Here is a 25,861-nt window from a genome sequence, read left to right on the forward strand (position 1 = left end):
TCCGGTGAGGAAGAAGGACGCCGCCCGCAAAGCCGTGCAGCTCTATAACTTTGTAATCATTACCGCCAGTTACGTTTGTGGCATGACGTGGATCACGGCGAAGGATGTCCCCATTTTCTTGTCCTGGTCTTCCCAAATCGCTTCATCCATCACTGCCTCGGGACGGAACAGGTATCCCGTATTTTTGTCGATGTTTTTATCGTTCAAATTATCGTCCGGCTGTGGCGCATAGAGCGGTATGCTGACATATGGTATTACGTCTGCATCCTCAATTTCATAGTCTTTCTTTAACGACTCTTCGTCCGGATCATCATTATCATCATTGTCATTCTGCGGCGCCGGGACAAGGTCGATATCCTTGCGTTTTTTCCAGCGATGGATAGAGATGCAAAAAAGCGCTCCTTCCGTATTTCTGCTTGTTTGCGTCACATAATAGGCAAGGCATTCATTGGGCAGCAGTACCCGGGAACAGTCGAGAAATTGTATTTCCTGGTCATATATGAATGACCGATTATGGAAATAGTCGATGCATTCTCCCCAAAGGTCATCAATGGGCTCAACCTTGACCCGACCGCCCTGGTTCCGACCCTCCGACAGCCTCTCCTTCCTGGCCTGGCTTATGACTCTGTCAAAAAAGGACTGAAGCTGACGGGCACGCAGATTTTCAGATTCTATTTGCTGCTGCTGTTGCTGAACGGATCGGACTTGTTGCCTGTGCGTGTTGACGATTTGGGCGCATTTTTTGTAGACGCGGTCGTTTAACCCGTCGAAAGCATCTGAGAGCTCGGCGATGTTCTTTTCATTCGTTTTTTCGATCCCGGCACGAAGCGATGTTATTTCCGCCGAAAAATTATTTATTTCCGCGCTGCTGTTCGTATCGAGGTAAGTGTTTTTTAGAAAAAGCGTACATTTTTCCTCCATGTCATTTAACGCACCCAGGATATAGGTTTTGAACGCATAGATTTCCGGCTCGGAAATTGTAGGCTTATCCTGCTTTTTCTTGATAACAGGCGTTTTTGAAGGCGTCTGATCATCATTGTCATTCAGATCCGGGGCGGACTCTTCGAGGGATTTTATTGCCAGGGTTCTGAGCTTTGCCCCGGTATAAACTTTAAAGGCCCTGAAATTAGACACACCGCCCGAAGATTTATTCGGTTTTTTAGGTGGCTTAGAACGCTTGCCGCTTCTTTTGCCCGGTTTTTTCGAACTCGAGGGGGCGTCCGTTTTTTCGTCTGCAATTGTATTGTTTTCAAGCGCGTCATAACGGGCCTGAAAGTTACCGGCGGTTAAAAATTTTTGTGATTTTTCAAAGACTTTGCCGACCCTGGCTGAACTGTTTTCCTTCAGTTTATCAAATAAATCCTGCCCTATTTTAGCCTGCCCACCAAAATACAGTTTCTTTTTTGCTGCATACTCCGCCACGTCAAAGGCTCTTCTGTAGAGGATAGTGTTTCTCTGGCATATTTTATCGAGATAATATAGCTGAACAAGGAGGGTGGAGCGCGGATTTCGTATTAGATCGCCGAGGAATTGCAATAAGTCAAACTTGGTAAAAAATTGCCCACGCTCTCTAAGTTGAACTTCTAACTGCTCAAGCAGATTAAAGGCCTCGACAAAATTATCCTTATAAGCATCATCGGTAACTTTAAATGCTGTGTTGAGCTGTGAGGGCAGTAGGCCTGAAAATATCTTTTGTGTTTTGTTAGACGCCTTTGAGTTTACCGAAGTTCCAAGCAGTTCATATTTAGAGAAGGCTGTATAAGCGGTATAGGCTTCCTGGCTAAAATTTTTACCGGTTTCCAGCGGTATTATTTCCGGCATGCCAATTTTGTCTATATCAACATCCAGGGATTTGATGGTATTGATGTCCTTATCATTTACTTGCATAAATGATCCTGAAATGGCTTCTTGAACCTTGTCGGTAACTGTTTCGATTGCCTGGGTCGCCCGGATTTCAAGAAAATCGGTAGGGGTAACGAAATAGTATTTTTTAAAGAAATTTGCAAAATTGTTGCGTGTTGCTTCATCTCCGACAACCCGTACAACGCGATCAATTATAGCATTTCGTTCGTTTAACCGTAGTAGATGCCCGTATTTCTTTTTGAGACTGGGCTCAGTGTAAAAAAAGTACATTTGCGTTGCGTAAATCAAAATTTTTTTGTCGAAGTAATGCCGGTATTCTTCGTTAAAATTGTCCAGCTTACTGACACAGTTTGTACCGTGCTTTTTATCGAATTCCGCTAAATTTTTCTGTTGTAACATATTAATTATTTGCTGGCTTTTTGGTATTTCGGCGGCAAACCAGTCCTCCGGACTCAGTCTTGGCTTAATAAATTCAATATCTATCTTGTTATTTGGGCGCAAACTCATTACCGGTATCATTTCTTTTCCTCCATATATTGATTCATAGAGACGCTGCGGTTTACCGGATTGTGACAAGGGCTTTTGTGCAGAAAGGGCATATTTGAAGATACAGGCCGAGCCTGGCCAGCATCTTCGATACCCGCTACTCTGGTCCCGATCCGCCTGACCAGGCGCGCGGGAGGGCAGGGCCGCCCCCTCAAATGAGCGGTAATAAATCCGTCTCGGGAAAAATTTTCAAAATAATTCTGCTTCTTTCTCCGGCCATTTCGCCACATTTCTGACACAATCTCCCGGCGATTTTAGCGCGGTATTTCTCCGGCGGGGACGGGGAGCACTGCCCGCAAAGGCGCGCATTCCCGTCGCGGAAAAGGCGAGATTAGAATATTTCTGAACAATATTCCGCCGCCTTGTCAGGCCTTCCCTCTTCCCGTTTTGCGCGGGGAAAATGGGCATAATTTCGCCCTGATTTTCATAAAATCTCTTGTAATGCTATTGATAATCATTATTAACTACGGCCAGTTAATGAGAATGATTCTTAATTGCAAAATGAATCATTCCAAGGCAAGAACCAAAACCGGAGTGAGTTAAATGTCCAGATCTGTTCGAACGGTCGCCCTGACGACCTGTTGTTATTTTGCATTGATAACAGCGCCTTACGCGCAATCGGCCGAGCCGAAGCAGGCATTGGACGTGGCGCAATCCTCAGGCACGGCCGAACCGGATCAGGAAGGGGACGAATCGCAAGACTCATCCTCGGCACCCGCACAGGCGCCCAACATGTTGACGATGCCGCCGGTGACGGTGACGGCGGACCGCAAGCAGAAGACCCTGATGGAAACCCCGGCGAACGTGTCCACGGTGACGCGCGAGGATCTCGACCGGCGCATGGATAACGTGATCGAAGAGGTGTTCAAATATGAACCCGGGATCGAGGTGCCGAAGCAGACGACGGGCACCGATCCGTTCTCGAGCTCCGGCGGGATCCGCATTCGTGGTGTCGGCGGCAACCGGACCCAGGTGCTGGTCGATGGCAACCGGACGATCGAGCGGATCACGGATTCAACCCGCGATATCGTCGAATCCTCCAACGTCAAGGCGGTAGAAATCATCCGCGGGCCCGGCTCGGTGCTGTGGGGGAGTGATGCGCTCGGCGGGACGGTCAATTTCGTGACCAAGGACCCGTCGGACTATCTGACCGGCGGCAAGACGGTCGGCGGCTCCGCCGATTTTAGCTATGGCACGGTGGATGAGGCCTTTACCGAATCCGTTACCGGCGCGGCCCGGTTCAGCCGCAAGTTCGAAGCCCTGCTGAGCTATACCCGGCGGGACGGGCGCGAGACCGATCTTGATAACGCCCGGATCGGCCCCTACGCCATTCAGGACTGCCCGCGCAACCCCGAGGCGACGCCCTGTAACGAGTTCGACCCGACGATCAGCCAGTCGAACAACCTGCTTTCCAAGCTGGTATGGCATCCGTCCGATACCAACCAATTCCGCCTGACCGGTGAATATTTCAATCGCGACACCTCTGTCGATCAGAATTCGGTGCTGGGGTCTGACGGCACGTCCGACATCCATCTCTATCACCATGATCAGGAGATTGAGCGCTACCGCCTGTCCCTTGATCAGGACTGGCTGGTGCAGCAACAGGACTGGTTGGACCGGGTGAAGTGGCAGGTGACCTACTCCCCGCAGAAGGTCAACCGCTTCAACGAGCGTTACCGCACGGTGATCGCCAGCGGCGATGAGGAGCGGCGCGACATCAGCCAGTATTATGAGGAAACCTTCTATGAAGGGGACTTCCAGCTCGAATCCTCCTTCAACTGGGGCGATAGCCTGCATACCCTGACCTACGGCATCGACGGTGATTATACGACAACCGATTATCAGCGGGAGGACATCACCTATAACTACACGACGGACACGACGACCGTGGCCCGCGCCGGTGGTTTCAACTTCGCCGATGCGTCGACGACCCGCCTTGATGGTTATCTGCAGGACGAGATTTCCCTCTATGACGGTCGGCTGAAGATCACGCCGGGCGTGCGCTACACCAATTATTCCATCAATCCGAAAACCGACAGCGACTATCAGCTGGTGCCGGGGGCGGAGCCGAAAAAAGTCACGGCGTCCGATTTGCAGTTCAAGCTCGGCACGATTTACGAACTGACCGATACCTATTCGATCTACGGCCAGTTTGCGCAAGGCTTCAAGATGCCGACCGCGCAGCAGCTTTACCAGTCCCTCGACAGCCTGCCTGCCTTTGCGCTGGTACCGAACCCCAATCTTGAGCCGGAATCGGTCGATAGCTATGAGCTCGGCTTCCGCGGAGACTATGGCAACAAGGGCTATTTCTCGATCAACGGCTTCGTTGCGAAATACAAGAACTTCATCGAGAATTTCGTTGATGCCGACCCGACGCAGTACGGTCTGCCGCCGGGGACGATGACCCTGACATATGACAATGCGGATTCCCTGCTGATGTACGGGATCGAGGCGACTGCCGCCATGCAGCTCTCCGATAATTTTTCGACCCGGGTTGCGCTTTCCTACCAGAAGGGGGAGATCGAGGATGGCGGCGTTGAGAGGGTCTATAACGGCGCGCTGCCGCTACAGCTTGTGACGGGTCTCAGATATGTGCATCCGAGCACCGGCATCGATATCGAGCTGGTCGGCACCTTCCAGGATGGTTCCGCCGAGGTGGATGATCCCGCCACCGAGTTCTCACCGGCCGGATATGCGGTGTTCGACATTCTCGCCGGTTGGCAGGCGTCGGAAAACCTCACTTTCCGGGCGGGTCTGACCAACATCTTCGATACCCGCTACTTCGGTCCGGAGACGCGCGGCTTCCCGATCAACGGATCGGACGCGGTCAAGAGAACCAACCCGATCGAGCTTCAGACTGCACCGGGGCGCAGCCTCAAGGTCGGTCTCAGCTACAAATTCTGAACTAGGTGAATTCCACCCTTTTCCTTAACCCGATGGCATCGGACGGGGCGCAGGCGCGCTCCGTCCGGAAAGTTTGTGAATAATGGAACTTGCGCGACAGCTCTGGATGATCCTGCGCATCAGCTTTTTCAACCTGCAAAGCAGCCGCAATGTCTTTCTGTACATTGTGGTTTTGCTTTTTGAACTGGCGAACATCCCGGTTTCCGTCCGCCTGATCCAGTGGACGAATGATTTCTACAGCGCGCTTGAGCAGTTCGACGGGCCGGAGGCGGCACGCCAGGTCGGGGTCTATGCGCTGCTGATCGCCGCGATTTCCGGTCTGGCTTTGGCGAGTGACTATCTGCGCAAGTTCCTGGTCATGCGCTGGCGGCAGGACCTGACGGCCTCCGTCCTGACGGACTGGCTGTCGGACAAGACCTACTGGCGGCTGCAGAACGGCTACGGGATCGAGAAAATCGACAATCCCGATCAGCGGATCGCCGAGGATTGCCGCCTGTTCGTGAAGAGTTTTGTTGAAGAAACGCTTGATCTGATCACCTCGGTCACCGGGCTGTTCACCTATATCGCCGTGCTCTGGTCGCTCTCCAACTTCCCGCTGGAATTTACGATGCTGGGCTGGGAAGTAGCGATCCCGCGCTATATGGTCTGGGCGGCGTTTCTCTATGTCTTCCTCTCCAGCGCGCTTACTCACTGGCTCGGCTATCCGTTAAAAGGGCTGACCTTCAATCAGCAGCGGAAGGAAGCGGATTTCCGTTTCGATCTGGTCCGCCTTCGCGAGAATGCCGATCCCGTTGCTGTTTCGGGTTTCGAGGGGGCGGAGCGGCGGCGGCTCGATGGCAAGTTCGACGCCATCGTCGCCAACTGGAAGCGGCTGATCCTGCGGGAATTCTATCTCGGCTGTTTCAAGGTGCCCTATTTCCGGACCATCCTGCGTATTCCGCTGTTGCTGGCGCTGCCCGCCTATTTCGCAGGCCATGTCACCTTCGGCGGGCTGATGCAGCTTGCCTCCGCCTTTCAGCGGGTGGTGACGACGCTGTCCTGGTTCATCTTTGCCTATAACCGGCTCGCGGAACTTGCGGCGACCACCAGCCGCCTTGGTGATTTGCTGGATGCAATCCGGAAATGCAAGAACGCCCCGCCGAGCGAGATTTCAGTGACCAACCACGCGAAAGGGACGATCGAGGTGCGGGACCTTGTCCTTGAAAGCCCGACCGGCAAGCCGCTGCAGATCCCGGCGGACTGGGAGTTCAAACCCGGGGAGCATGTCTGGATTTCCGGCCCGTCCGGCCTCGGCAAGAGCACCTTTCTCAAGACACTTGCAGATATCTGGCCCTACGGCCATGGGGAGATTCATATCCCCGCGGACAAGTCCTGCGCCTTTATTCCGCAGCGGAGCACGATCAATGGCACCCGGCTTGCGGAAGGCGCCATCTATCCGCGGGATGCGGGCAGCATCGATCCCGAAACGATTTCAGAGTATCTGGCGGCCGTTGGACTGCCGGATCAGGCCCAGGCGTTGCAGGAGGGGGGCAATCCGGATATCACGGGCTTCTCCGGTGGTGAACTGCAACGTCTGGCGCTTATCCGCCTGCTCATCGAAAAACCGGACTGGGCCTTCCTCGACGAGGCCAGCAGCGCCATCGACAGCGAGAGCGAGGCGGAAATCTTCACGCGGCTGCGCGCCCTGTTGCCGGAGACCACCTTTGTTCTGGTGGCGCACCGCCCGCCCGGTGGTTTTGAGTCTCTGCGCCATGTTCCCCTGTTTCCGGACCCGGAAACACCCTTTATTAGTCCCCCAACAGAAGGAAAATAACCCGGATGACCGCACCTTACCCGCACCCCGTTTCAAGCTGGCTCGATCCCGATACCGGCGCCCTGATCCCGCATGACGAACTGATGGCCGAGATGGCGCAGAACCGCGTCGTGCTGCTGGGGGAGACCCATGACCAGTATGATGTCCATCGCTGGCAGCTGCATGTCATGGCGGCGCTTCATGGCCGGAACCCGAACATGGTGGTGGGGTTCGAGATGTTCCCGCGGAGCACCCAGCCGATCCTCGATGAATGGGCAGCGGGCGACCTTTCGGAGGAAGCATTCTTGGAAAAGGTCGACTGGAAGACGGTCTGGGGCTTTCCGCCCGAAATGTATTTGCCAATTTTCCGTTTCTGCCGCGAGATGGGCGTCCACATGATCGCGCTCAACTGCTATCGCGCGCTGGTCACCCGGGTCGGGAAAGAGGGATGGGACGCCATCCCGGAAGAGGACAGGGATGAACTGACCCCCGCCAAGCCCGCGACAGACGCCTATCGCGATTATCTCTTTTCGCTGGTCTCCGGCCCGGACGGGATTTTCCAGCAGCAGACGGAGGAGGCCAAGGCCCGAAAAGATCACTTTACCCGCGCCCAGCAGACCTGGGATCGCGCCTTTGCCTGCAACATCGCGAAGACGCAGACCGGCGACAATCCGCCGCTGGTGATCGGCATTATCGGCCGCGGGCATCTGGAATTCGGCCATGGCACGCCTTATCAGCTTGACGATCTCGGTATCGAAAAAGTGTCCGTCCTCTTGCCGTCGGGCGGAGAATCCGGTGCCCGTGAGCAGCAGCCCGGCATCGCGCGCGCCTGTTTCCGCCTGCCGAAAGTGCATGGGACGCCAGCAAACCATGCGACCGCAACCGATCGCTTCGTTCGTGAGGACCGGATCAGGAGCTAGGGCTCAGCCCTGAGGCATTCCCGCAATTTTGACACAACGAAGGTTTCCGCTTCGTCATGGTTGGTGGTCGAAATCAGCTCAACCTCGAAATTGTGGGCCTTCGCCTTCGCGTTGGCCATGGAGACAAGAATGCTGTAGGCGTCGTCGCTGGTGATGACGGCACCGCGCACATAATTTATACCGCCGGTCATCAGCAGATTGTTGAGGACATCCATATCTTCCGGGCTCAGTTCAATCTCATGGCCGCCGCGGTTGTCGAGAGTATAGAACAGCTTCCCGGAGCTATTGATTTTCAGAATATGCTCAAAGATGGGGATCCGTTCCCGCCGGCCCAACGGCCCGGTCGTGCGGAGAATATGCAGCTGCTCGCTGCCATAATCATAGCTTGTCAGCACGCAGTTTCTGAATGTTGTTTCAGACGTGGTTTGATATTCCCGCTCCATCCCCGTCAATCCGCTATATTAGCATTTCATTTTTTTGTAATATTACCCCGATTTCTTTTAATAGCAATGCCTTGGCTGAAAAAGGAATGGTCGTAACACAACCCTTGAATAATCAGTTGGAACGGGACAGCTATGATGGGTATGCTTAAAACAGCAGATTGGTGACGGGCGAGTTAAATCCGGCGCCGCAAGTCAGTTCAATGACGCCCGAGAGGCCATAACAATGCGTAAGCTAGGATGAATTTCAGATTTCTTCGACATCCGTTCGTGATGCTGCAGACCGTGCCGGCGGGGATCGCGCTGGCCATCGGCGCGCTGTCGCTGATTGTCGCCTATGGGGAGACCTATTTCGGCACCGACAGCATCGACCCCTTTCTGCAGCTGCTCGCGCCCGAGACGGCGCGGACGATCCTCTCGGTCATCGCGGGCGGGGCGATGTCGGCCCTGACGCTGACCTATTCCATCGTTCTCGTGGTCTTCGCGCTGGCGGCGGGAAACCTGGCGCCGCGCATGCTCAAGCGCTTTACTTCCGATATCGTCAATCAGGTGACTGCGGGCATCTTCGGGGGTACCTTTCTCTATGCCATTCTGGCGATCACCTTTGTCGAGCCAGATTTCGTACCGAATCTCACGATCCTCGGAGCGGAGGTGCTGGCCACGCTCTGCGTGATGCAGCTCATCTATTTTGTCCGCAATGTCTCGGAAAGCGTTGCAATTGATGATGAAATCGCCGGTATCACCAGGAATCTGAAGACCGCGCTCGACGACCGGAACAAGAGCCGGGGGAAGGAAGAGAGGAAAGAGCGGAAAAAAGCGGTGGAGAAGGTCGATGACTTCGTCTTCGACATCACCGCCGGCAAGCCGGGCTATCTCGGCACTCTTAACGAGGACAAGCTGACGGAGATCGCAACGAAGGCCGAGGTGACGCTCGAAATCCAGAAACCGCGCGGTGCCTATACGCTTGGCGAGGAAGTGATGGTCAAGGCAACGAAGGAGCTGGATGAGGAAACCGTCGATTCCATCCAGAAGCATATCTTTATCCAGCCCTCCCGTTCTGAGGACAGCCCGATCGAGTTTTCCGTCAACCTGCTTCTGGAGATTGCGCTCCGCGCCCTGTCGCCCGGAGTGAACGATACCTTCACGGCGATTGCGACGGTGGACGGTATTTCCGATGCCTTGTCGCAGGCGGAAACGCAGGAAGCGGCCACGGCCTCCATCCACAAGGATGAGGAGGGCCATATCCGTCTGATGGTGCCACAGCTGTCCATCGGCAACCTGATCAACCAGGCTTTCCATCCGCTGCGCCAGGCGTCGGGCGGGAATATCCTGATGGCGATCTGCATCGCCCGCGCCTATGCGCGCCTCTGTGCGACCTGCGGCAAGGAGGTGCAGGACATCCTGAAGGATCATGCGCTTCTGCTCATCCGGGAGATCGAGAAGGGTGGCCATCTGCCCGAGGATATCGTGAGCGTGATTGACGTGCTGCCGCCGGCTTTTCGCAAGGCCAACCGGGAACGCAGGAAGGACGCGAAGGATGAGTGACAGCGAACCCCTCTCCACCGGCGTCGCCCTTGCGCAGCAAACAATCGAGGACTGGGGGAATTCCTTTTATGCGATGATCCCGAACCTGGTCGTCGGCCTGCTGGCCATGGTCCTGTTCGTGCTGCTGGCCTATGCGGTGAAGCGGCTGGTGGCGGCCTATTTCCGGCGCATGGACCGGGCCGATCTCGGGTTGATCCTCTCCAGTTTCGGCTTCTGGGGGATGACCTTGTTCGGCCTGCTGTTATCGACGACCATCGTCTTTCCCTCGGTCCAGCCGGCGGACATGCTGGCGAGCCTCGGGATCGGGTCGCTCGCCATCGGGTTCGCCTTCAAGGATATATTGCAGAACTGGCTGGCCGGGCTGCTGATCCTGCTGCGCATGCCGTTCCGGCGCGGCGACCAGATCAAGATCGGCGAGGCGGAGGGCGCCGTGCTCCGGGTAGAGCCGCGGGCGACGATCATCCGCACCTATGACGGCCGCGATATCGTCATTCCCAACACGACCATCTATACCGGCACGGTCATCGTCAATACCTCCCAGAAGGTGCGCCGGATCGAGATCGACCTCACCGTCGGCTATGTCTATGACATCGGCAAGATGACCGCCATCATCGAGAATTCCCTGAAGCAGGTGGAGGAAATCCTGACCGACCCGCCACCGCAGATCCTCTGCTGGGAACTCGGGGCGACCTCCCTCGGGATGAAGGTCCGCTGGTGGATCAATTCCGAACGCGCCGCCGAGGTGGTGACCCGCTCCCGCGCGGTCCGGGCCATCAAGGAGGCGTTCGAGGCCAATGACATCGACCCGACCGATCCGCAGCTGATCTATTACCAGAGCACCGACGGTGCGCCGCTTCTGCCCGCCGAAAATCGCGCCGCACAGGCCACCCCGGCGGAGACCGAAGAGGTTGTCGCCGGTCCGCCGCCGCCGAAACTGACCATCAGCCGCGACGACCCGGAGACGGAAACGCTGGAAGACGCGTCGAAAGCCGGGACTTTGCTGGTTGATAAATAGCCGGAAAAGCCCCATAGAAGAACGCAGGAAAAATCAACGTAATTACAGACGGAAGACGTGAGGCGAGTTCCATGAAAATTCTGATCGTAGGGGCCGGCGGCGTCGGCGGGTATTTTGGCGCAAAACTGATGGCGGCGGGGGCGGACATCACCTTCCTGCTGCGCGAGAAGCGCCGCGCGTTGATCGAGGAGAACGGCCTCACCATCGAAACGGCGGAGGGCAGCAGCACGGTCCAGCCGCGAACCGTTGACGCCGAACAGCTGACCCCGGAATATGACCTGATCATCCTCGCGCCGAAGGCCTATGACCTTGCGGATTCGCTGGCGTCCCTTGAAAAGGCGAGCGCGCGCGGCGTCTTCCTGCCGTTCCTCAACGGTTTCGATCATATCCAGACGCTGGACAAAAAATTTGGCCGGGACCGGGTGATGGGCGGCGTTGCCCAGATTGCCGCGACGATCACCGAGAGCGGCGCGGTGAAACGCATGGGCGACATGGCGGGGCTGATCTCGGGCGCGCGCAGCCCGGCCCATGCGGAGATCGCCCGCACTTTCGCCGACTATTGCGAGAAGGCCGACTTCAATTTCACCAACGCTGCGGATATCGAGCAGGCGCTCTGGGACAAATGGGTGATGCTGGCGACCCTTGCGGGCATGACGACGCTCTGCCTTGGCTCGATCGGCGAGATTGTCGCGACGCCCTATGGCGCGGAAATGTCCCGCGGCATGTATGGCGAGGCCTGCGCCATCGCCGCCGCCAACGACCATCCCATCGCCGAAAAGGTCCAGTCGGGACAGAGCACCATGCTGACGAAGGAAGGCTCGATCTTCACCGCCTCGATGATGCGCGACCTCACCGGCGGCCTCAAGACCGAGCATGAACATGTCCTCGGCGCGCTGATTGCGAAGGGCGCGCCCGGAAATGTCGACTGCCCCCTCCTCAAAATCGCCTATACCCATCTGGCCGTGGCGGCAGGGCAGGGGAGTTAGGTTTTACGCCGAATTTTTCGCCAGGAACTCTTCCAGCGTATCGAAGGTACCGGTCCAGCCCTGAGTCATATCGGACGCACCGTTTTCGAAGGCTTCGCTTTCGATATCCGTGGCTTCATAGGCGGTCCAGCGGACGGTGATCCGGGTTTTCTCGCCTTGCTCCTCGAAGGTGATCGTGCTCAGGATCTTGAGTGGCCAGTTCGGCATGCCCGGATGCTCGACAAGCGCTTCGCCCGTCTCGTCGGAGAAGGAGACGATGGAGACGAGCTTTGTCGGCGGGACAATTTCCAGAAATGTCCATTTGCCCCACACTTCCATCCCCTCGAAGGCAATCAAGCAGTGATAGCCGCCGCCGACAGTCATATCGACGGTGCAGTGGGAGAGGGTGCAGCCTTTCGGGCCGAACCACTGGCTGAACTGATCGACATCGGTCCAGGCCTGCCACATCCGCTCAATCGACGCATCGAAGTTGCGGGAAATAACAAACTCAAAGGTATTGAGATTGTCAGATCGTGCATTTTGCATCTTATTTTCCTCCGTCTTTAAGAAATTGTTCCAGAGCGTCGAAACGTGTGTTCCAGAAACTGCGCATTTTGCCGAGCCATTCCCACATCTCGTCCACGCCCGCCGGATTGATGGAATAGATGCGCTGCTGGGCGCGTTTTTCCATATTCAGAATCTCCGCCTCTCGCAGCACCTTCAGATGCTGAGAGATGGCAGGGGCGCTGACAGTGAACTTCTCGCTGATTTCCCCGGCCGTGAGTTCACCTTGAGCCGAGATCATCTCGATAATGCGGCGACGGTTGGGGTCAGAAAGGGCGGCAAATTTATCCATGCACAGGATATTAACTATTCACTTAATTAAGTCAATAATTAAATTTAATGGCGACGCATTTCAAGTGGGAGAAGGCATGAAAAAAAGGGGCCGGGCTTTCCCGGTCCCCTTTCTCTGGTGCCGTGTTTCGCCTAGTAGAGCGCGACCGGGTTGATGATCATCTGCACCGTGCCGCGCACGCGGGCCTGGCCGAGGACGAACATGAACTCCGTCACCCCATCCCTTACCAGCGGGCCGGTATTCATGGTCTCAAGGATATAGATCCCGTGGTTCTTCAGAAGAACCACATGGCCATAGAAGGGACGGCCCTCCTTCTCCGGTGGCACCACATCGACGCCCCAGGTGTCCGCGCCGACCGCCATCACATTCTGTGAGGCGAGCCATTCCGCCGCATCTTCCGAGGTGCCGGGCTCGCCGCTCGCCCAGGCCATAGGATCGCTTTCCAGCTTGGCATCGGTCCAGCCGGTATAGAACAGCACGATGTCGCCCTCGCGGATTTCAACGCCCTGTGCCTTTGACGCGTCCTGGATGTCCTTGGCGGTGAAATACTGTCCGGCCTCCAGTGCCTCGACACCGAAATGCTTCGTCATGTCGATGACCACACCACGACCGACCAGCGGCGGGATGTTATGGGTGCCGAGCTTGGTCAGGCCGGTGATCTGCGAGATTTCCTTCTCGTCCAGACAGTTGTAGTAGAGGCCATTCTCCCCGAGATGGCCGAGCCCGTCGATCTGCGAGCCGATGCCGAGCCAGAGCTGCATCAGGTCATCGTTATAGTTGCCGTTGAAGGCAAACAGCTTCTGGCCGCCCTGCTGGTTCGGCTGCACGACCTGCAGGCTGAGGCCGCGCGGCGGGAAGGCGGGGGTCGTGGAATCGATCACGATCCCGAGCGGAACGCTCTTGCCCTGCTTGATCAGTTTGCTCGCTTCCAGTGTGCGCTCCGGTGTCACGAGGTTGGCGGAGCCGATTTCATCATCCGCGCCCCATTTCGAGGGCTGGCATTCCTGCGCCAGCGCTGTGCCCGCAAGAAACGTCATTCCCACCGCGGTCGCGGTGAGGGTTTTCCAGATTGTCATGAGTATCCTCCCAGATATTCTTATAGTTAAGGAGTTTATAATATGAAGACTTTGCGGGATTCGCAAGCGGCCAAATTCGTGCATCGCCTGCATGCGGAGGACAGGGTGGATGAAATCGCCTGTTGCATCATCGCCCGAAGGTCGTATTCTCAACGGATAATAATCAAAAACGGCTAAGCCGGAGGGGGAGGAAATGAGCGATACCTGGGAAATCTATGCACTGCGCTATGCCGCGAAGGAAAACCGCACGCGGCGGGAATCCTTCCTGTTCGCCGATGATCACCATGCGCCGCATCCCATCGATTTCTATGTCTGGGTGTTGAAGAACGGCTCGGAGACGATCCTCGTCGATACCGGCTTCGATGCGGAGGAGGGGAAGCTGCGCGACCGGCCCATCATGCAGACACCGGCGGACATGCTGACGGACTTCGGCCTGCCGCCCGCTAGCATCGACAAGGTGATCGTGACCCATATGCATTACGATCATGCGGGCTCGCTCCATGAATTCCGCGGCTCAAAGCTCTATGTACAACCGGCGGAGATGGAATATGTCACCGGCCCCTGCATGTGCCATGGCGTATTGCGGCATCCCTTCACCGGGGAGCATGTAATCGAGATGGTGCGTTCGCTTTATATGGGGAATGTGGTTTTCTGTGAAGGATCGAGGGAGATCGCGCCGGGGGTCGAGGTGCATCTGATCGGCGGCCATACGCGCGGCCAGCAATGCGTCCGGGTGCGGACCCGGCGGGGATGGGTGGTGCTGGCCTCCGACAGCAGCCATTTCTATGAGAATTATCGCACCGGCAAGCCGTTCCCTATTGTTGTCGACATGGAGGCGACGCTGAAGGGCTACGATACGCTCCGGGCGCTCGCCGACAGCGACGATCATATCATTCCAGGGCATGATCCTTTGACCCGCGCCTGGTATCCCGTCATCGATGGCGGATCGGAGAATATCGTCCAGCTGCACGCCGACCCGACTGGGTAGGAAACGCCGCCGCTCTGCTTCGCGTCCGTATCGCTGTCGGACTCGATGATATCGAGCTGCATTCCGGCTGTATTGAAGCCCGGCAAGGACGGATCGTCCGTATTCCCAGCGGTCTCTGGCGCCTCTTCCTGCTTTTCCTCCGGGTCATGCTTGTCGTCATCGGATGAAAAGGTAATCTCATGGCCAGCCGACCGGGGATTATATTGGGCGCCAACGGAAGCCGCGAAAATAGGCATCAAATCGGGCGGATAGACAAACGTGGCTGTCAGAAGCACAAGGTCCCGTGAAAATTCCCGATCCAGTGTAATAAGGAAATTTGCAATGCCCGGTAAGTTGACAACCTCCCTGATCCGGGCCAATGCGGTCAGGTCCAGTTCATCTTCTTCGTCGGGGACTGCCTGAAGCCGTGCGTTAAGGTTCGAGTAACCCTGTCCATAGATGTTGTCTTTCAGGACCTGGCGCATTTGGTTTTCCAGAATATCCCTGGTCCAGCGATTAGTCGAGCTCACAACGCCTGAAACACAAACGCATCCGCAGCATATAATACTGAAAATTATGATCAAGGTAGCGAGAATAGGAAGATCCTTGGACAGATAAACGAGGGCAAGGACAATAATGATAGTAAGGAGAGCGAAAAGCGCCAGGGACTTGCTGCTGCACCCGTATTTAAAACTCTTTCGCCAGTTCAAAGTTTTATATTGACTGATATTGCCCACAAGATTTGCATCATTTGCATTTTGAGTGATGCCAAAATTAAAATGATCCATATCAACATATTTGTTAATCCTGATAATGCACTGACGTGAAATTTCATTGATGAAAGCGGTTTTTATCTCTTCCTGTTCAGCATTGCTGCGTTTCTTGTCGCCAAATGTAGTACAGTAATTTTTATATGCGGTGTTCAGCCCTTCGTTTATTCGCTGGGCCTGATCTTGCGTAAAAATTGTATTAACGAAGTAATCTGCAGCCTCAGCCGACAGGCTTATCCGAAATTCTGAAAATTCGGGATATAATACATAGTCCTCCTTTTCTGTAATTTCTTTAAGAATATTGCTAATAATTCTATCAAGCATAAAAATCATCCTTTAATCGGAAAAATGTAAAACTGAATTCTGAGAGAACATGATGACGGCCGACATTGATTGGCGTGAAAAATAGTTTCCGGGGATTGCCTGCTATTTCGGGTGCAATTCGCGCTAGGTCGGTGGGGGGACTTTTGCTAAAGTCCCTGCAAATGGAAAAAACAATAATAAAACAACCCTTTCCGCGCTGGGCGCTTGTCTCGCTCAGCTCCGCCTATTTCATGGTAGGGACGTCCAGCCTGTCGGTCATTGCGCTGACATGGCAGATATCGGACGGCCTTGAGGTGCCGCCCGCCGACATCGCCTTTCTGGTGACGGTGTTTGCGCTCGCCTTTGCCATTGCCGCGCCGCTCACCCAGGTGTTTTTCAGCGGCTTCGCCCGCATCAAAATCCTCTGTACGGGGCTGGGGCTGCTGGCGCTTGCACTGATCCTCGGCGCGGCGTCGACCAGCTACGAGATGCTGTTCATCTCGCGCGGTTTGATGGGACTGAGCGCGGCGGCGATCAGCCCGATGTGCTCGGCCATTGGCGCCGGTATGGTCCCGCCGGAGCAGCAGGGCCGCGCCATGGGCATCGTCTTTGCCGGGCTGACCTTCGCTTCTGTGCTCGGGACGCCGATTTCCGCCTATCTCGGCACGCTGATGAGCTGGCGTCTGGTGTTCCTCTTGATGGCGCTGGTGGCCTTGAGCTCGATGGGATCGATCCTCTATCTCGTGAAGGACCGGCAGGTCGGCGCGCCGATCTCCTTCGCCCATATGTTCGAAGCTCTGACCCGCATCCGTTCCTCCTTTGCGGTGCTGACCACCTTTTTGCAGATGACCGCGATTTTCTGCACCTATGCGCTGATCGCGCCCTTCATGTTCCACAAATTCAGCCTCGCGGAAAACCTGATCGCGGTGGTGCTGCTGGTCTATGGGCTTAATGGCGTCCTCGGCAATGTGATCGCCGGACGGATGAGCGATCGCTTCAGCCCCAACAGGGTGATCTTCGGGAGCCTGCTCGGGCTTGGCGCGGGGCTACTGCTGCTCTGGGGCATCGGGCCCAAGGATCTGTGGCTTGCCTTTGTCGCCATTGTCATGCTGGCGGCCTTCGGCATGATGTTCCATTCCCCGCAGCAGCAACGCATGGCCAATATCGATCCCGAGCGGCGCAGCCTGCTGCTGGCGCTGAATGCGGCGGCGCTGTATCTTGGCATCTCCGTCGGCTCGTGGATTTCGAATTTTGTCTCGGTGCGCTGGGACTATGATGTGTTGCCGCTGGTCTCGCTGGCTGTGCTGGCATGCTGTGCCCTGATCTTCTGCCTGTCCGTCCTCGGGATGCGGACCGGCAACCATTCGTCGCAAGGAGGTGCATAATGACAGGAAAATCAGACCCGGTGCGCGCTGCGTTCCATCGGCAATATGAGGCCTGCGAGAAGTTGGGCTCCCCCTTTACCGCCCGTCTTTGCCGCCTCGCGGGACAGCGCCTGCATCCCGGCGGGGCCGTGGCCGATGCCATTCTGGGATGGCAGGGGGATGCTTCCGCGCTCGGCGATTCCGTGCCGCTTCGGCTCTGCGGCGCGCTGCATGCGCTGGTCATGGCCGGGAAAAGCGAGGCACTGGCCGCGCTTTATCCACCGCATCACGCGGATATTTCCGATGAGGATCTTTGGGGTGCCGTCGCTGCGGCGCTCAAAGAGCATGAGGCCTTTATCCTGGATCGCCTGACGGGCCCGCCGCAGACGAACGAGGTGCGCCGTGTCGGCGCCACCCTGCCGATGTTTCTCGAAGTGACGCGCCAGACCGGCCTGCCGCTGGTCCTCTCGGAAGTCGGGGCGAGCGCCGGTCTCAACCTGCATCCGGATCACTATCATGTCGATCTTGGCGGGCTGAGCCGGGGGCCGGAAAGCTCAAAGGTGCATCTCGCGCCGAAATGGCCGGGACGGGCGGCGCCGGATGTGCCGCTTTCGATTGCAGGACGGGCGGGCTGCGATCTCTTGCCGATCGATCCTGGCAATCCCGCCGATCGCGACCGCATGCTCTCCTTTATCTGGGCGGACCAGGCCGACCGGCTGAGCCGGACCCGTGCCGCGCTCGATATCGCCGCGGCAAGCGATGTCCGGGTGGAGAAGGCCGATGCCATCGACTGGCTGGCCCGCCGCACGGCCGAGCCGATTAACGGCGCCGCCCATGTCATCTACAGCACCATCGCCTGGCAATATATTCCGGAAAGCGCCCGCGCAAAAGGGGAGGAGATTATCCGCGCCGCCGGAGCCCGCGCAACTCAAGACGCACCGCTCGCCTGGGCCCGGATGGAGATTGACGGCAAGACACCCGGCACCGGCCTCACCCTCATCCTCTGGCCGTCGGGGAAGGAACATCTGGTTGGCCGTGCCGATTTCCATGGTCGCTGGGTCGACTGGCACGGCTGGCCTGAATAGGATTTTAAGTCAGCTCCTTAGGCCATTTTTTCGATCCAGGGCCTTAAGTCCATCTCATGGGTCCAGGCGCTCCGGTTCTGGATATGCAGATGCCAGTAATTCTCGGCGATATCGTCGGGCTGCAGGATGCCGTCCTGTCCCTTGAGGGCATAGCGCTCGGGGAATCGTTCCTTGATAAAGGCGGTATCGATCGCGCCGTCGATAATCACATGGGCAACATGGATGCCTTGCGGGCCGAGTTCCCGCGCCATGCTCTGGGCGAGGGCGCGAAGGCCGTGCTTGGCCCCGGCAAAGGCGGAAAAACCGGCCCCGCCGCGCAATGACGCCGTCGCTCCGGTAAAGAGGATTGTGCCGTTCCCGCGCGGCAACATCACCTTCGCCGCCTCCCGTCCGGTGAGGAAACCGGCGAAACAGCTCATCTCCCAGACCTTGCGATAGACCCGGCTCGTCATCTCGGTAATCGGGAAATTGACATTGCCGCCGATATTGAAGACGACAACGCCGAGCGGGGCGATATCTTTTTCGATCTTCGCGAACAGATCGACCATCTGGTCTTCATCGCGGGCATCGACACCGAAGGCATGGGCACTGCCGCCGTTCTTTCTGATGTCCCCGGCAAGGGCGTTGAGATCGTCGATATGCCGCTCCCGCCGGACGATGCAGGTCTCGAAGCCTTCTTTTGCAAAGCGTCTGGCGATGGCGCCGCCGGTGGCATCTCCCGCACCGATGACAAGACAGGATTGTTTGCTCATTCTGTTATCCTTTTCCAACAATTCTGCGCATCAAAAAGGCTAGGACCGCGGACGGCCAAAGTCAATCGGCGTCATTTGGCATGGGGGGACAAAAAAGAAACATAATCCTGTGTAGAAATAAGCCTGTCCCTTCTGCTAGTAAAGGAGTGACAAGGGGGAGTACGGATGGCGCGTATCTGGCCGTTTACATTGCGACATATTACCGGCCGCCGGGCCGCCGGACAGCGGATCGGCGGCGGTATGATCGACCGGGAGCGCCCCCTTGCGTTTCGCTTTAATGGGGAGCTACTGCATGGCTATGCCGGGGATACGCTGGCCTCCGCATTGCTGGCGAATGGCCATCTGACCCTCGGGCGGAGCGCGGTGTACCGCCGTCCGCGCGGCCTCGATGCGACCGTCCTGATCGAGCGGGATGGCAAGGTCACGTCCGTGCGGGCGAACGAGCAGGAGCTGTATGACGGGCTGGTGGCGCGGCGCGCCGTCTCGATTTTTCCCTGGATCAAAACGGCGGTCGCGGACCCCGGCGAGGTCGAGCATGTTCATGACCATACGGATGTCCTGATTATTGGCAGCGGTCCGAAAGGTCTGCGCCGCGCCGTTCTGGCGGCGGAAAGCAGGGCGGATGTCATGCTGATCGAGCGGGATTTCGAGCCCGGCGGCCGCCTGTTATATGAGGCGGGAAGCTATTCCGGGCTTGAGGCCGCCGATTGGCGCGCGCAGATGATCACGCATCTGAAGGCGCAGCCGAATGTCCGCCTTTACCCGCGCACGACGGCGATTGCCGAGGACGGCAGGGCCTCCGTGCTGCTGGAAGAGCGGGTGCAGGACCATCTGCCGGAGATCGATCCGGCGCTGCCCGTCCGCCGTCTCCGCTATATCCGGACGGCAAAGACGGAGCTGGCGACGGGACAGGAGGAAATTGGGTTCGTCTTTCAGAATAATGATTTACCCGGTATTTTTGATCTCAAAACGGCGCTCTCGCTGGTGCGGCGCTACGCCGTGCAGCCGGGGGAGCGGATCGTGCTTTATGGCAATGACGAGATTATCTACGCCCTCGTGCCTTCGCTGATCGAGGCGGGGGTGCCGATCACGGCGATTGTCGATCCGCGCCCGATGGTGCCGGCCCGCTGTCACCAGCTTGCGCGCTCCGCCGGTATCCCGCTTTATCCCGGCCATTGCATCGTCGCGGCGCGCGGGAGGCATTACCTCAGCCGTCTTATCCTGCGCAAGACCGGCGATGATCCGCTGCAGCGGGATATCCATCTTGATTGCGACGCCCTGATCCAGTCCGCCACGATCATCGAGGAACAGCCGCCGGTGCCCGCCAAGGGGCGCGGCAAATGCTTCGCTGACCCTGAGAAGGAAACCCTCTGGTCGCCGGACAGCCCGGCCTACAGCCTGCTGGGGCGGCCGCATCCGCTCGATGGCGAGGTGATTGTTCCGGCGGAAAAACTGCCCGCGCTCCGCATCGGATCGATCAAAAGCGCGCAGGAACGCGCCGGAGCGGTTTTCCGAACACAAGGCGACTGGCACCTCGCGACCGCCTTTCCCGCAGCGGATGAGGAGGAGGGCGCCGCCGCAGAGCGTGAGGCCCTTGCCGTGCGCTCGGGTGCCGGTCTTGGCGATATCAGCCTTCTCGGCAAGATCGATGTGCAGGGCCCCGATGCCGCTGCGTTCCTTGCCCGCCTGTTCGGGGAGGGCTGGGCGGAACTGCCTGTGGGCAGGCTCCGTCACGGGATCCTCAGCCGGGAGGAGGGGCAGGCGCTCGCGGGTGTTCTCGGCTGGCGGCTGGCGCCGCATCACTATTGCCTCACCACGGCAGCACCATCGCAGGCCGTCGTGCTCTCGCGACTTCAAGAAGGCGCATCGGAGGAGGAGAGGATTGCCGTCACCGATATCACCGACGGCTGGGGTGCCGTCGCGCTGGAAGGGCCTGCCGCCCCGGCGATCCTGGCCGGGAGTTTCCCGGCACTGGCGCAGGAAAGCTCGCTTCCGGCCATGGGCTTTGTCACCTTCGAGCAGGACGAGCTCCCTCTCCGCCTCGCGCGGCTCTCCCTCTCCGGCGGGGCGGGATATGAAATCATGACCCCGGCGGGCTATACGGACATTCTCTGGAACCTGCTGCGGGAAAAGGGGAAATCCCGGGGCCTGATCCCGGTGGGCACGCGGGCGCGAAATATCCTAAGGATCGAGGCCGGGCATATCGGCCCGGCGGAGATGATCGCCGGGGCGACGGCGGCGGGGCTAGGCATCGGCAGTACCTCAAGCCCGGATCACAAGAAAGAGAAGCAACTCGTTGGCCTGAAACCGGTTTCCGGCGCGGAAGAGGGTAAGGATATCGCGCGCCTCAACGCTGGCATGACGCTCTATGAGGGCGACGGCACTCCGCCCGGCGGGCCCGGCATCGGGACGGTCACCTCCGCCTGCCACAGCCCGACGCTTGGCCATGATATCGCGCTCGCCCTGCTGACGGAGGGACGGGCGCGGACGGGCACCCTGATCCGCGCGGTCGGCGAGGGCGGCAAACCCGTTATCGATGTGAAGGTCGGGCCGCCACGGCATCTGGACCTTCAAAAGGAGCGCGCCGATGCTTGAACGCAACTCCGCCCTCAAGGGCCAGCGCATCCATGGACGGTTTGGCAAGCCGTCTGAACATCCCGGCGTAACAATCGAGGAAATAAGGGAATTTTCCTATCTCGATATCACGCTGTGGGAGAGCGAAGCGGCGAGCCTGCGCTCCAAGCTCGCGGAACTGCTGGCGATCCAGTCTCTGCCCGCACCGGAACAATCCTCACCGCTTCCCGGTGGTCGGCTGTTCAGCCTCAAGGCCGGGCATCTCGGTTATCTCGGGGAGGCGGGCCCGGCGGACATTCTCGCCGCCGCCATCGCACCGGAGGAAGGCAGCGTGGTCTCGCTCGGCCATGGCTATTGCTGCCTGCGCCTCGGCGGACCAAAGGCTGTCAACCTGCTGCGCCGGGGCATCCGGCTGGACCTCCGGGACCGGACCTTTCCTGTCCATCATGTGGCAAGGGCGGATATCGGCGGGATCGGTCTTCTGCTGCTCCGGCGCGATGGCGGTCATTTCGATCTGCTCATTCCGCGCAGCCAGGCAGTGGAACTCTGGCGCTGGCTGACCCGGCGGGCGGCGCAGTTCGGCTATCAGGTGTTATAACCCGTCAAGCGCGTCGCGGATCTGACGAAGGCGTTCTTCTGCCTGAGCGGCCTCATAGGGCACCGCGTCGCCCTTGCCCCAGACCGGCGCGGGCCAGGCGGCATCCTCGGGCTGGCGGGCGATCACATGGACATGGAGCTGCGGCACCATATTGCCGAGCGCGGCGACATTCATCTTGTGTGCCCTGAAAAGCGTCGCCATCCGGGCGCTGGCATTCCGTATTTCGCCGCTCAGGACCGCATAGTCATCGTCCGTCAGATCATGCAGCTCGACAAGGCCGGGCCGGGCGGGCACGAGGATGATCCAGGGATAGCGCGCGTCGTTCATCAGCAACACGCGCGAGAGCGGCAGCGCGCAGACATCAAACGTATCACTGGCAAGCCGGGGATCAAGGTCGAACATTGTCTTTCTTTCCTGTTATCGCCCATCGGGCGGTCTGCGCTCAGGGTAGGGGCTTTACGCGAAAAGACCAGCGGTTTTCGCAATCTTTCGCTTTGCCTTGGTGGCGCTCTGTCGTTAAATTGCGGCAAAACCATCCATGGCGCGCTTTGGCGGCCAAAAGACAAGCATCGGAGAGACCATGAGCCAGACGATCCCGGCCCCCGGCCGCAGCGGGAACTTCCTTCATTATGCAGCGCGCATTCGCGAGGTGGCCGCCGCCAACCCGTCGCTGGAGGTGATCAAATGCGAAGGCGAGGTCCGGACCTGGGCCGAGTTTCTGCCGCGCACCAACAAGGTCGCCAACATGCTGCACGCACGCGGGCTCGGGCGCGGGGATATGGTCGCGGTGCTGGCGCGCAGCAGCGTCGAGTATCTGGAGGTATTCCTGGGCGCGCTGCAGGCCGGTCTCTGCATCGTGCCGCTCTCGGGCATGGCGTCGTCGGAACAGCTGGAAGTCATGATCCGCGACAGCGGCTCGCGCCTTGTGTTTGCGTCCCAATCGACGCGCGACCTGATCGAGCCGTTCCGCGGCAAGATCGACGGGGTCCTGGCGGATGGCTATGTCGCCTTCGATTTCGAGGGCGACGGCTGGACGGCCTATGAGGATCTGATCAGGGACGCCTCCGCCGATCCGCTCTATGTCGATGTCCAGCCCGAGGACGGTTTCAACCTGATCTATTCATCGGGCACGACCGGCGTTCCCAAGGGCATCGAGCAGAGCCAGAGAATGCGCAGCAACCATATCGAGCGGTTCGTGAAGCTCGGCCTGCATGACAAGGCGGTCACCATCGTCTCGACGGCACTCTATTCGAACACGACGCTGGTGCTGATGCTGCCGACGCTGGCGATCGGCGGGCGGATCGTGCTGATGCCGAAGTTCGACGTGGTCCGCTTCCTTGAACTCTCCGAGCAGGAGAAAGTCACCCATGCGATGCTGGTACCGGTGCAGTATCAGCGCATTCTCGCCCATCCGGATTTCGATAAATACGACCTCAGCGCCTATGAGGTGAAGCTCTCCACCAGTGCGCCGCTGCGCGAGGGGGTGAAGCGGGACATCCTCGACCGCTGGCCCGGCAAGATGTTCGAAAATTATGGCCTGACCGAGGGCGGGCTCGGCACCATCCTCGCCTGTCACGATTTCCCGGACAAGCTGGCCTCCGTCGGGCAGGCGGGCCTCGGCGTCGATCTGCGCATCATCAATGACGCCGGGGAGGAACTGCCGCAGGGGGAAATCGGCGAGATCGTCGGCCGCTCCGGCGCGATGATGACCGGCTATAACGGCCGCCCGGACCTGACCGAGGCGATCATCTGGCGCTCCCCCGAAGGCGAGGTCTTCTTCAAGAGCGGCGATATGGGACGCCTCGACGAGGATGGCTTCCTCTATCTCCTGGATCGCAAGAAGGACATGATCATTTCCGGCGGGTTCAATATCTATGCCGCGGATATCGAGGCAGAACTCTCAAACCATCCGGAGGTGGCCGATGTTGCGGTGATCGGCGTGCCCAGCGAGGAATGGGGCGAAACCCCGCTTGCGCTTGTGGTGGTGAAGCCCGGCGCGGGCATCACCGAGGTCGGATTGACAAAATGGGTCAATGATCGCCTTGGCAAAACCCAGCGGATCAGCGGCGTCGAATTCCGCGATGAACTCCCGCGCAGCACCATCGGCAAGATCATGAAACGCGAATTACGGGAGTCCTACTGGAAGGACGCCCCGTCCTGATCCGCCATATCCGGGTACCGGTTCCGCGCAAAGCTTTTTCTATTAAAAAAATATCAACTATGATAATTCAGTCTTAGGTTTTATTATAGGCCTCTTAACTGCGTAAGGAACCCTGGATATTGTATGAACGCCGGAATGGATGATCCCGAAACGGGAGGAAAACCGACTTTCAAAAGCAGGCTGAAAGCATGGTGGAACGGCTATGAGATTGAGGCGCAGGACAGCACCGTAGAACCCGCAACGGAAGAGGCGGAGCGGGCGGCGGTTGCCGAGGACGGACCGCCGACGGTCAAGGGCTGGAGTATCAGCCGTCAACGCTCGGTCGTGACCCTGTTCGGGGAAGGGATAACCCGCTGCATTCCCGATGATACGAAAATGAAGCTGACCAAGCCGCTTGGCATTAACAGAAAGCTGAGCGTGGCCGAACTCGGCGCGGGCCTCGGCGGTTTTGCCCATTGGGTCTCAAACGAATATGACGCCTATGTCACCGGCTATGACCAGGACCAGATCCTGCAGGACGCCGCCATCGAGATGACGACAATGGCCGGGCTCAACCGCAAGATCAATTTCTTCCATTGCGATTTCGAGAATTTCGGCCCCAAGCCGCGCTCCGCCGATGTGGTCTATGCGTCCGAGGCGCTGTTTCCGGTGAAGAACAAGGCGCAGTGCTTTGCAGCCATCTACAACATGCTGAAACCCAACGGGCAGTTCATGATGTCCGATTATATGCTGGAAGATGCAGGCGAGGAGACGGCGGGCGTCAAGGACTGGATGGCGGCGGAACCGCTGACGCCGCATCTCATCGATGTACAGAAAACCCGCAAGCTGCTGACCGACGCCGGGTTCGAGGTGAGTATCGCCGAGAATGTCACGCTTGAGTATAAGTCGAATGTGCTCCGGGCCTTCGCCGATTATGCGACCCGCACCAGCAATGGCGAGAAGAGTGGCCATCTGCATGAGTGGATCCTGAAGGAAGGGGAACTCTGGATGCGGCGGATCAAGATGATCGACGCGGGCTATCTCAGGGTTTTCCGCATTTATGCGCGCAAGGGCGCGGAAATCAAATGATTGCTGGTGCTTTGTAACCGGCGCCAATTTCTTCCGAAAAAGGGCCCTTTTCTGGATTGACAGGGCGGGACGGGGCCAGTATGTTCCGGCCTTCGAATTCACCAAGTTGTTAGGATCTGGACAATGAAAGTCTTGAACTCGCTCAAGTCCGCGAAGAAGCGTCATCGCGATTGTCGCGTGGTGCGCCGCAAAGGACGCGTATATGTTATCAACAAAACCAACCGCCGTTTCAAGGCGCGTCAGGGCTGATCTGCCGCTGGCGCCACTGGTTCTGTAATGTGGAAAAAACCGTAATGC

22 protein-coding genes are annotated in these 25,861 nt (G+C 58.1%); 14 read left to right on the forward strand and 8 right to left on the reverse strand.

All coding sequences use genetic code 11. The annotated features are described in order from the left end of the window. Positions 1 to 69 precede the first annotated feature (69 nt). A complete protein-coding gene (locus AAC599_RS05390; RefSeq protein ID WP_340149381.1) occupies positions 70 to 2,382 on the reverse strand; it encodes a hypothetical protein in 2,313 nt (770 codons plus the stop codon). Positions 2,383 to 2,952: 570 nt separating this feature from the next. Between AAC599_RS05390 and AAC599_RS05395 the strand changes: the two genes are divergently transcribed. The 3 genes from AAC599_RS05395 (at position 2,953) to AAC599_RS05405 (ending at position 8,025) form a co-directional block, all read left to right on the forward strand. Continuing rightward, positions 2,953 to 5,313, forward strand: coding sequence for a TonB-dependent hemoglobin/transferrin/lactoferrin family receptor (locus AAC599_RS05395; protein ID WP_340149382.1), 2,361 nt, complete (start codon positions 2,953 to 2,955; stop codon positions 5,311 to 5,313). A gap of 82 nt (positions 5,314 to 5,395) precedes the next feature. After that, positions 5,396 to 7,126, forward strand: coding sequence for an ABC transporter ATP-binding protein/permease (locus AAC599_RS05400; RefSeq protein ID WP_340149383.1), 1,731 nt, complete (start codon positions 5,396 to 5,398; stop codon positions 7,124 to 7,126). Between the two features lie 5 nt (positions 7,127 to 7,131). Next, positions 7,132 to 8,025 (forward strand): ChaN family lipoprotein, encoded by an 894-nt coding sequence (locus AAC599_RS05405; protein WP_340149384.1) that lies wholly within the window; start codon positions 7,132 to 7,134, stop codon positions 8,023 to 8,025. Here the strand turns inward: AAC599_RS05405 and AAC599_RS05410 are convergent. Then, entirely contained in the window at positions 8,022 to 8,420 is a 399-nt protein-coding gene (locus tag AAC599_RS05410; RefSeq protein WP_340149385.1) for a hypothetical protein, read from the reverse strand. The two genes, AAC599_RS05405 and AAC599_RS05410, sit on opposite strands and share 4 nt — an antisense overlap. Positions 8,421 to 8,705: 285 nt before the next feature. Between AAC599_RS05410 and AAC599_RS05415 the strand changes: the two genes are divergently transcribed. The 3 genes from AAC599_RS05415 (at position 8,706) to AAC599_RS05425 (ending at position 12,011) form a co-directional block, all read left to right on the forward strand. Continuing rightward, positions 8,706 to 10,010, forward strand: coding sequence for a DUF2254 domain-containing protein (locus AAC599_RS05415; protein ID WP_340149386.1), 1,305 nt, complete (start codon positions 8,706 to 8,708; stop codon positions 10,008 to 10,010). Next, complete coding sequence (locus AAC599_RS05420) at positions 10,003 to 11,025, forward strand: mechanosensitive ion channel family protein (protein WP_340149387.1); 1,023 nt, start codon at positions 10,003 to 10,005, stop codon at positions 11,023 to 11,025. The genes AAC599_RS05415 and AAC599_RS05420 overlap by 8 nt, the downstream gene beginning before the upstream one ends. A 71-nt stretch (positions 11,026 to 11,096) precedes the next feature. After that, positions 11,097 to 12,011, forward strand: a complete 915-nt coding sequence (locus tag AAC599_RS05425; RefSeq protein WP_340149388.1) for a 2-dehydropantoate 2-reductase — start codon at positions 11,097 to 11,099, stop codon at positions 12,009 to 12,011. 3 nt (positions 12,012 to 12,014) lie between these two features. On the opposite strand, the gene AAC599_RS05430 is transcribed toward AAC599_RS05425, so the two are convergent. The 3 genes from AAC599_RS05430 to AAC599_RS05440 form a co-directional block, all read right to left on the reverse strand. Next, the gene (locus AAC599_RS05430) at positions 12,015 to 12,536 is read right to left on the reverse strand and encodes an SRPBCC domain-containing protein (RefSeq protein WP_340149389.1); all 522 of its coding nucleotides are present in this window, start codon (positions 12,534 to 12,536) and stop codon (positions 12,015 to 12,017) included. A 1-nt stretch (position 12,537) separates the two neighbouring features. After that, entirely contained in the window at positions 12,538 to 12,846 is a 309-nt protein-coding gene (locus tag AAC599_RS05435) for a metalloregulator ArsR/SmtB family transcription factor (protein ID WP_340149390.1), read from the reverse strand. A gap of 131 nt (positions 12,847 to 12,977) precedes the next feature. After that, a complete protein-coding gene (locus AAC599_RS05440) occupies positions 12,978 to 13,922 on the reverse strand; it encodes a cyclase family protein (protein ID WP_340149391.1) in 945 nt (314 codons plus the stop codon). A gap of 193 nt (positions 13,923 to 14,115) precedes the next feature. Here AAC599_RS05440 and AAC599_RS05445 point away from each other — a divergent pair, with 193 nt between their 5' ends. Next, positions 14,116 to 14,910, forward strand: a complete 795-nt coding sequence (locus tag AAC599_RS05445) for an N-acyl homoserine lactonase family protein (protein ID WP_340149392.1) — start codon at positions 14,116 to 14,118, stop codon at positions 14,908 to 14,910. On the opposite strand, the gene AAC599_RS05450 is transcribed toward AAC599_RS05445, so the two are convergent. Continuing rightward, positions 14,808 to 15,374: a hypothetical protein gene (locus tag AAC599_RS05450; RefSeq protein ID WP_340149393.1), complete on the reverse strand. Its 567-nt coding sequence runs from the start codon at positions 15,372 to 15,374 to the stop codon at positions 14,808 to 14,810. The two genes, AAC599_RS05445 and AAC599_RS05450, sit on opposite strands and share 103 nt — an antisense overlap. A gap of 770 nt (positions 15,375 to 16,144) precedes the next feature. Here AAC599_RS05450 and AAC599_RS05455 point away from each other — a divergent pair. After that, on the forward strand, positions 16,145 to 17,347 hold the full coding sequence (locus AAC599_RS05455; protein WP_340149394.1) for an MFS transporter: 1,203 nt from the start codon (positions 16,145 to 16,147) through the stop codon (positions 17,345 to 17,347). After that, positions 17,347 to 18,411, forward strand: a complete 1,065-nt coding sequence (locus AAC599_RS05460) for a DUF2332 family protein (protein WP_340149395.1) — start codon at positions 17,347 to 17,349, stop codon at positions 18,409 to 18,411. The genes AAC599_RS05455 and AAC599_RS05460 overlap by 1 nt, the downstream gene beginning before the upstream one ends. A gap of 17 nt (positions 18,412 to 18,428) precedes the next feature. Here AAC599_RS05460 and AAC599_RS05465 read toward each other — a convergent pair whose 3' ends face one another. After that, positions 18,429 to 19,163, reverse strand: coding sequence for an SDR family oxidoreductase (locus AAC599_RS05465; RefSeq protein ID WP_340149396.1), 735 nt, complete (start codon positions 19,161 to 19,163; stop codon positions 18,429 to 18,431). Between the two features lie 165 nt (positions 19,164 to 19,328). Between AAC599_RS05465 and AAC599_RS05470 the strand changes: the two genes are divergently transcribed. Together AAC599_RS05470 and AAC599_RS05475 are read left to right on the forward strand one after the other, a co-directional pair. After that, complete coding sequence (locus AAC599_RS05470; RefSeq protein WP_340149397.1) at positions 19,329 to 21,758, forward strand: 2Fe-2S iron-sulfur cluster-binding protein; 2,430 nt, start codon at positions 19,329 to 19,331, stop codon at positions 21,756 to 21,758. Continuing rightward, positions 21,751 to 22,335: a hypothetical protein gene (locus AAC599_RS05475; protein ID WP_340149398.1), complete on the forward strand. Its 585-nt coding sequence runs from the start codon at positions 21,751 to 21,753 to the stop codon at positions 22,333 to 22,335. Before AAC599_RS05470 ends, AAC599_RS05475 begins: the two co-directional genes overlap by 8 nt. Here AAC599_RS05475 and AAC599_RS05480 read toward each other — a convergent pair. Next, complete coding sequence (locus AAC599_RS05480) at positions 22,330 to 22,737, reverse strand: HIT domain-containing protein (RefSeq protein ID WP_340149399.1); 408 nt, start codon at positions 22,735 to 22,737, stop codon at positions 22,330 to 22,332. The two genes, AAC599_RS05475 and AAC599_RS05480, sit on opposite strands and share 6 nt — an antisense overlap. 178 nt (positions 22,738 to 22,915) lie before the next feature. On the opposite strand from AAC599_RS05480, the gene AAC599_RS05485 reads away from it, so the two are divergent. The 3 genes from AAC599_RS05485 (at position 22,916) to ykgO (ending at position 25,813) form a co-directional block, all read left to right on the forward strand. Beyond that, complete coding sequence (locus tag AAC599_RS05485; protein WP_340149400.1) at positions 22,916 to 24,496, forward strand: class I adenylate-forming enzyme family protein; 1,581 nt, start codon at positions 22,916 to 22,918, stop codon at positions 24,494 to 24,496. A gap of 123 nt (positions 24,497 to 24,619) precedes the next feature. Next, a complete protein-coding gene (locus AAC599_RS05490) occupies positions 24,620 to 25,564 on the forward strand; it encodes a methyltransferase domain-containing protein (RefSeq protein WP_340149401.1) in 945 nt (314 codons plus the stop codon). A gap of 123 nt (positions 25,565 to 25,687) precedes the next feature. Continuing rightward, positions 25,688 to 25,813 (forward strand): type B 50S ribosomal protein L36, encoded by a 126-nt coding sequence (gene ykgO, locus AAC599_RS05495; RefSeq protein WP_161316603.1) that lies wholly within the window; start codon positions 25,688 to 25,690, stop codon positions 25,811 to 25,813. Positions 25,814 to 25,861: the final 48 nt, after the last annotated feature.

The organism is uncultured Sneathiella sp., from assembly GCF_963976355.1.
In the GTDB taxonomy this organism is placed as follows: Bacteria; Pseudomonadota; Alphaproteobacteria; order Sneathiellales; family Sneathiellaceae; genus Sneathiella.

Excerpts from the sequence above, each read along its gene's own strand:
- AAC599_RS05390 (WP_340149381.1), bottom strand. The coding sequence starts at position 2,382 with ATGATACCGGTAATGAGTTTGCGCCCAAATAACAAGATAGATATTGAA.
- AAC599_RS05395 (WP_340149382.1), top strand. The coding sequence starts at position 2,953 with ATGTCCAGATCTGTTCGAACGGTCGCCCTGACGACCTGTTGTTATTTT.
- AAC599_RS05400 (WP_340149383.1), top strand. The coding sequence starts at position 5,396 with ATGGAACTTGCGCGACAGCTCTGGATGATCCTGCGCATCAGCTTTTTC.
- AAC599_RS05405 (WP_340149384.1), top strand. The coding sequence starts at position 7,132 with ATGACCGCACCTTACCCGCACCCCGTTTCAAGCTGGCTCGATCCCGAT.
- AAC599_RS05415 (WP_340149386.1), top strand. The coding sequence starts at position 8,706 with ATGAATTTCAGATTTCTTCGACATCCGTTCGTGATGCTGCAGACCGTG.
- AAC599_RS05420 (WP_340149387.1), top strand. The coding sequence starts at position 10,003 with ATGAGTGACAGCGAACCCCTCTCCACCGGCGTCGCCCTTGCGCAGCAA.
- AAC599_RS05425 (WP_340149388.1), top strand. The coding sequence starts at position 11,097 with ATGAAAATTCTGATCGTAGGGGCCGGCGGCGTCGGCGGGTATTTTGGC.
- AAC599_RS05430 (WP_340149389.1), bottom strand. The coding sequence starts at position 12,536 with ATGCAAAATGCACGATCTGACAATCTCAATACCTTTGAGTTTGTTATT.
- AAC599_RS05435 (WP_340149390.1), bottom strand. The coding sequence starts at position 12,846 with ATGGATAAATTTGCCGCCCTTTCTGACCCCAACCGTCGCCGCATTATC.
- AAC599_RS05440 (WP_340149391.1), bottom strand. The coding sequence starts at position 13,922 with ATGACAATCTGGAAAACCCTCACCGCGACCGCGGTGGGAATGACGTTT.
- AAC599_RS05445 (WP_340149392.1), top strand. The coding sequence starts at position 14,116 with ATGAGCGATACCTGGGAAATCTATGCACTGCGCTATGCCGCGAAGGAA.
- AAC599_RS05450 (WP_340149393.1), bottom strand. The coding sequence starts at position 15,374 with ATGCGCCAGGTCCTGAAAGACAACATCTATGGACAGGGTTACTCGAAC.
- AAC599_RS05455 (WP_340149394.1), top strand. The coding sequence starts at position 16,145 with ATGGAAAAAACAATAATAAAACAACCCTTTCCGCGCTGGGCGCTTGTC.
- AAC599_RS05460 (WP_340149395.1), top strand. The coding sequence starts at position 17,347 with ATGACAGGAAAATCAGACCCGGTGCGCGCTGCGTTCCATCGGCAATAT.
- AAC599_RS05465 (WP_340149396.1), bottom strand. The coding sequence starts at position 19,163 with ATGAGCAAACAATCCTGTCTTGTCATCGGTGCGGGAGATGCCACCGGC.
- AAC599_RS05470 (WP_340149397.1), top strand. The coding sequence starts at position 19,329 with ATGGCGCGTATCTGGCCGTTTACATTGCGACATATTACCGGCCGCCGG.
- AAC599_RS05475 (WP_340149398.1), top strand. The coding sequence starts at position 21,751 with ATGCTTGAACGCAACTCCGCCCTCAAGGGCCAGCGCATCCATGGACGG.
- AAC599_RS05480 (WP_340149399.1), bottom strand. The coding sequence starts at position 22,737 with ATGTTCGACCTTGATCCCCGGCTTGCCAGTGATACGTTTGATGTCTGC.
- AAC599_RS05485 (WP_340149400.1), top strand. The coding sequence starts at position 22,916 with ATGAGCCAGACGATCCCGGCCCCCGGCCGCAGCGGGAACTTCCTTCAT.
- AAC599_RS05490 (WP_340149401.1), top strand. The coding sequence starts at position 24,620 with ATGAACGCCGGAATGGATGATCCCGAAACGGGAGGAAAACCGACTTTC.
- ykgO (WP_161316603.1), top strand. The coding sequence starts at position 25,688 with ATGAAAGTCTTGAACTCGCTCAAGTCCGCGAAGAAGCGTCATCGCGAT.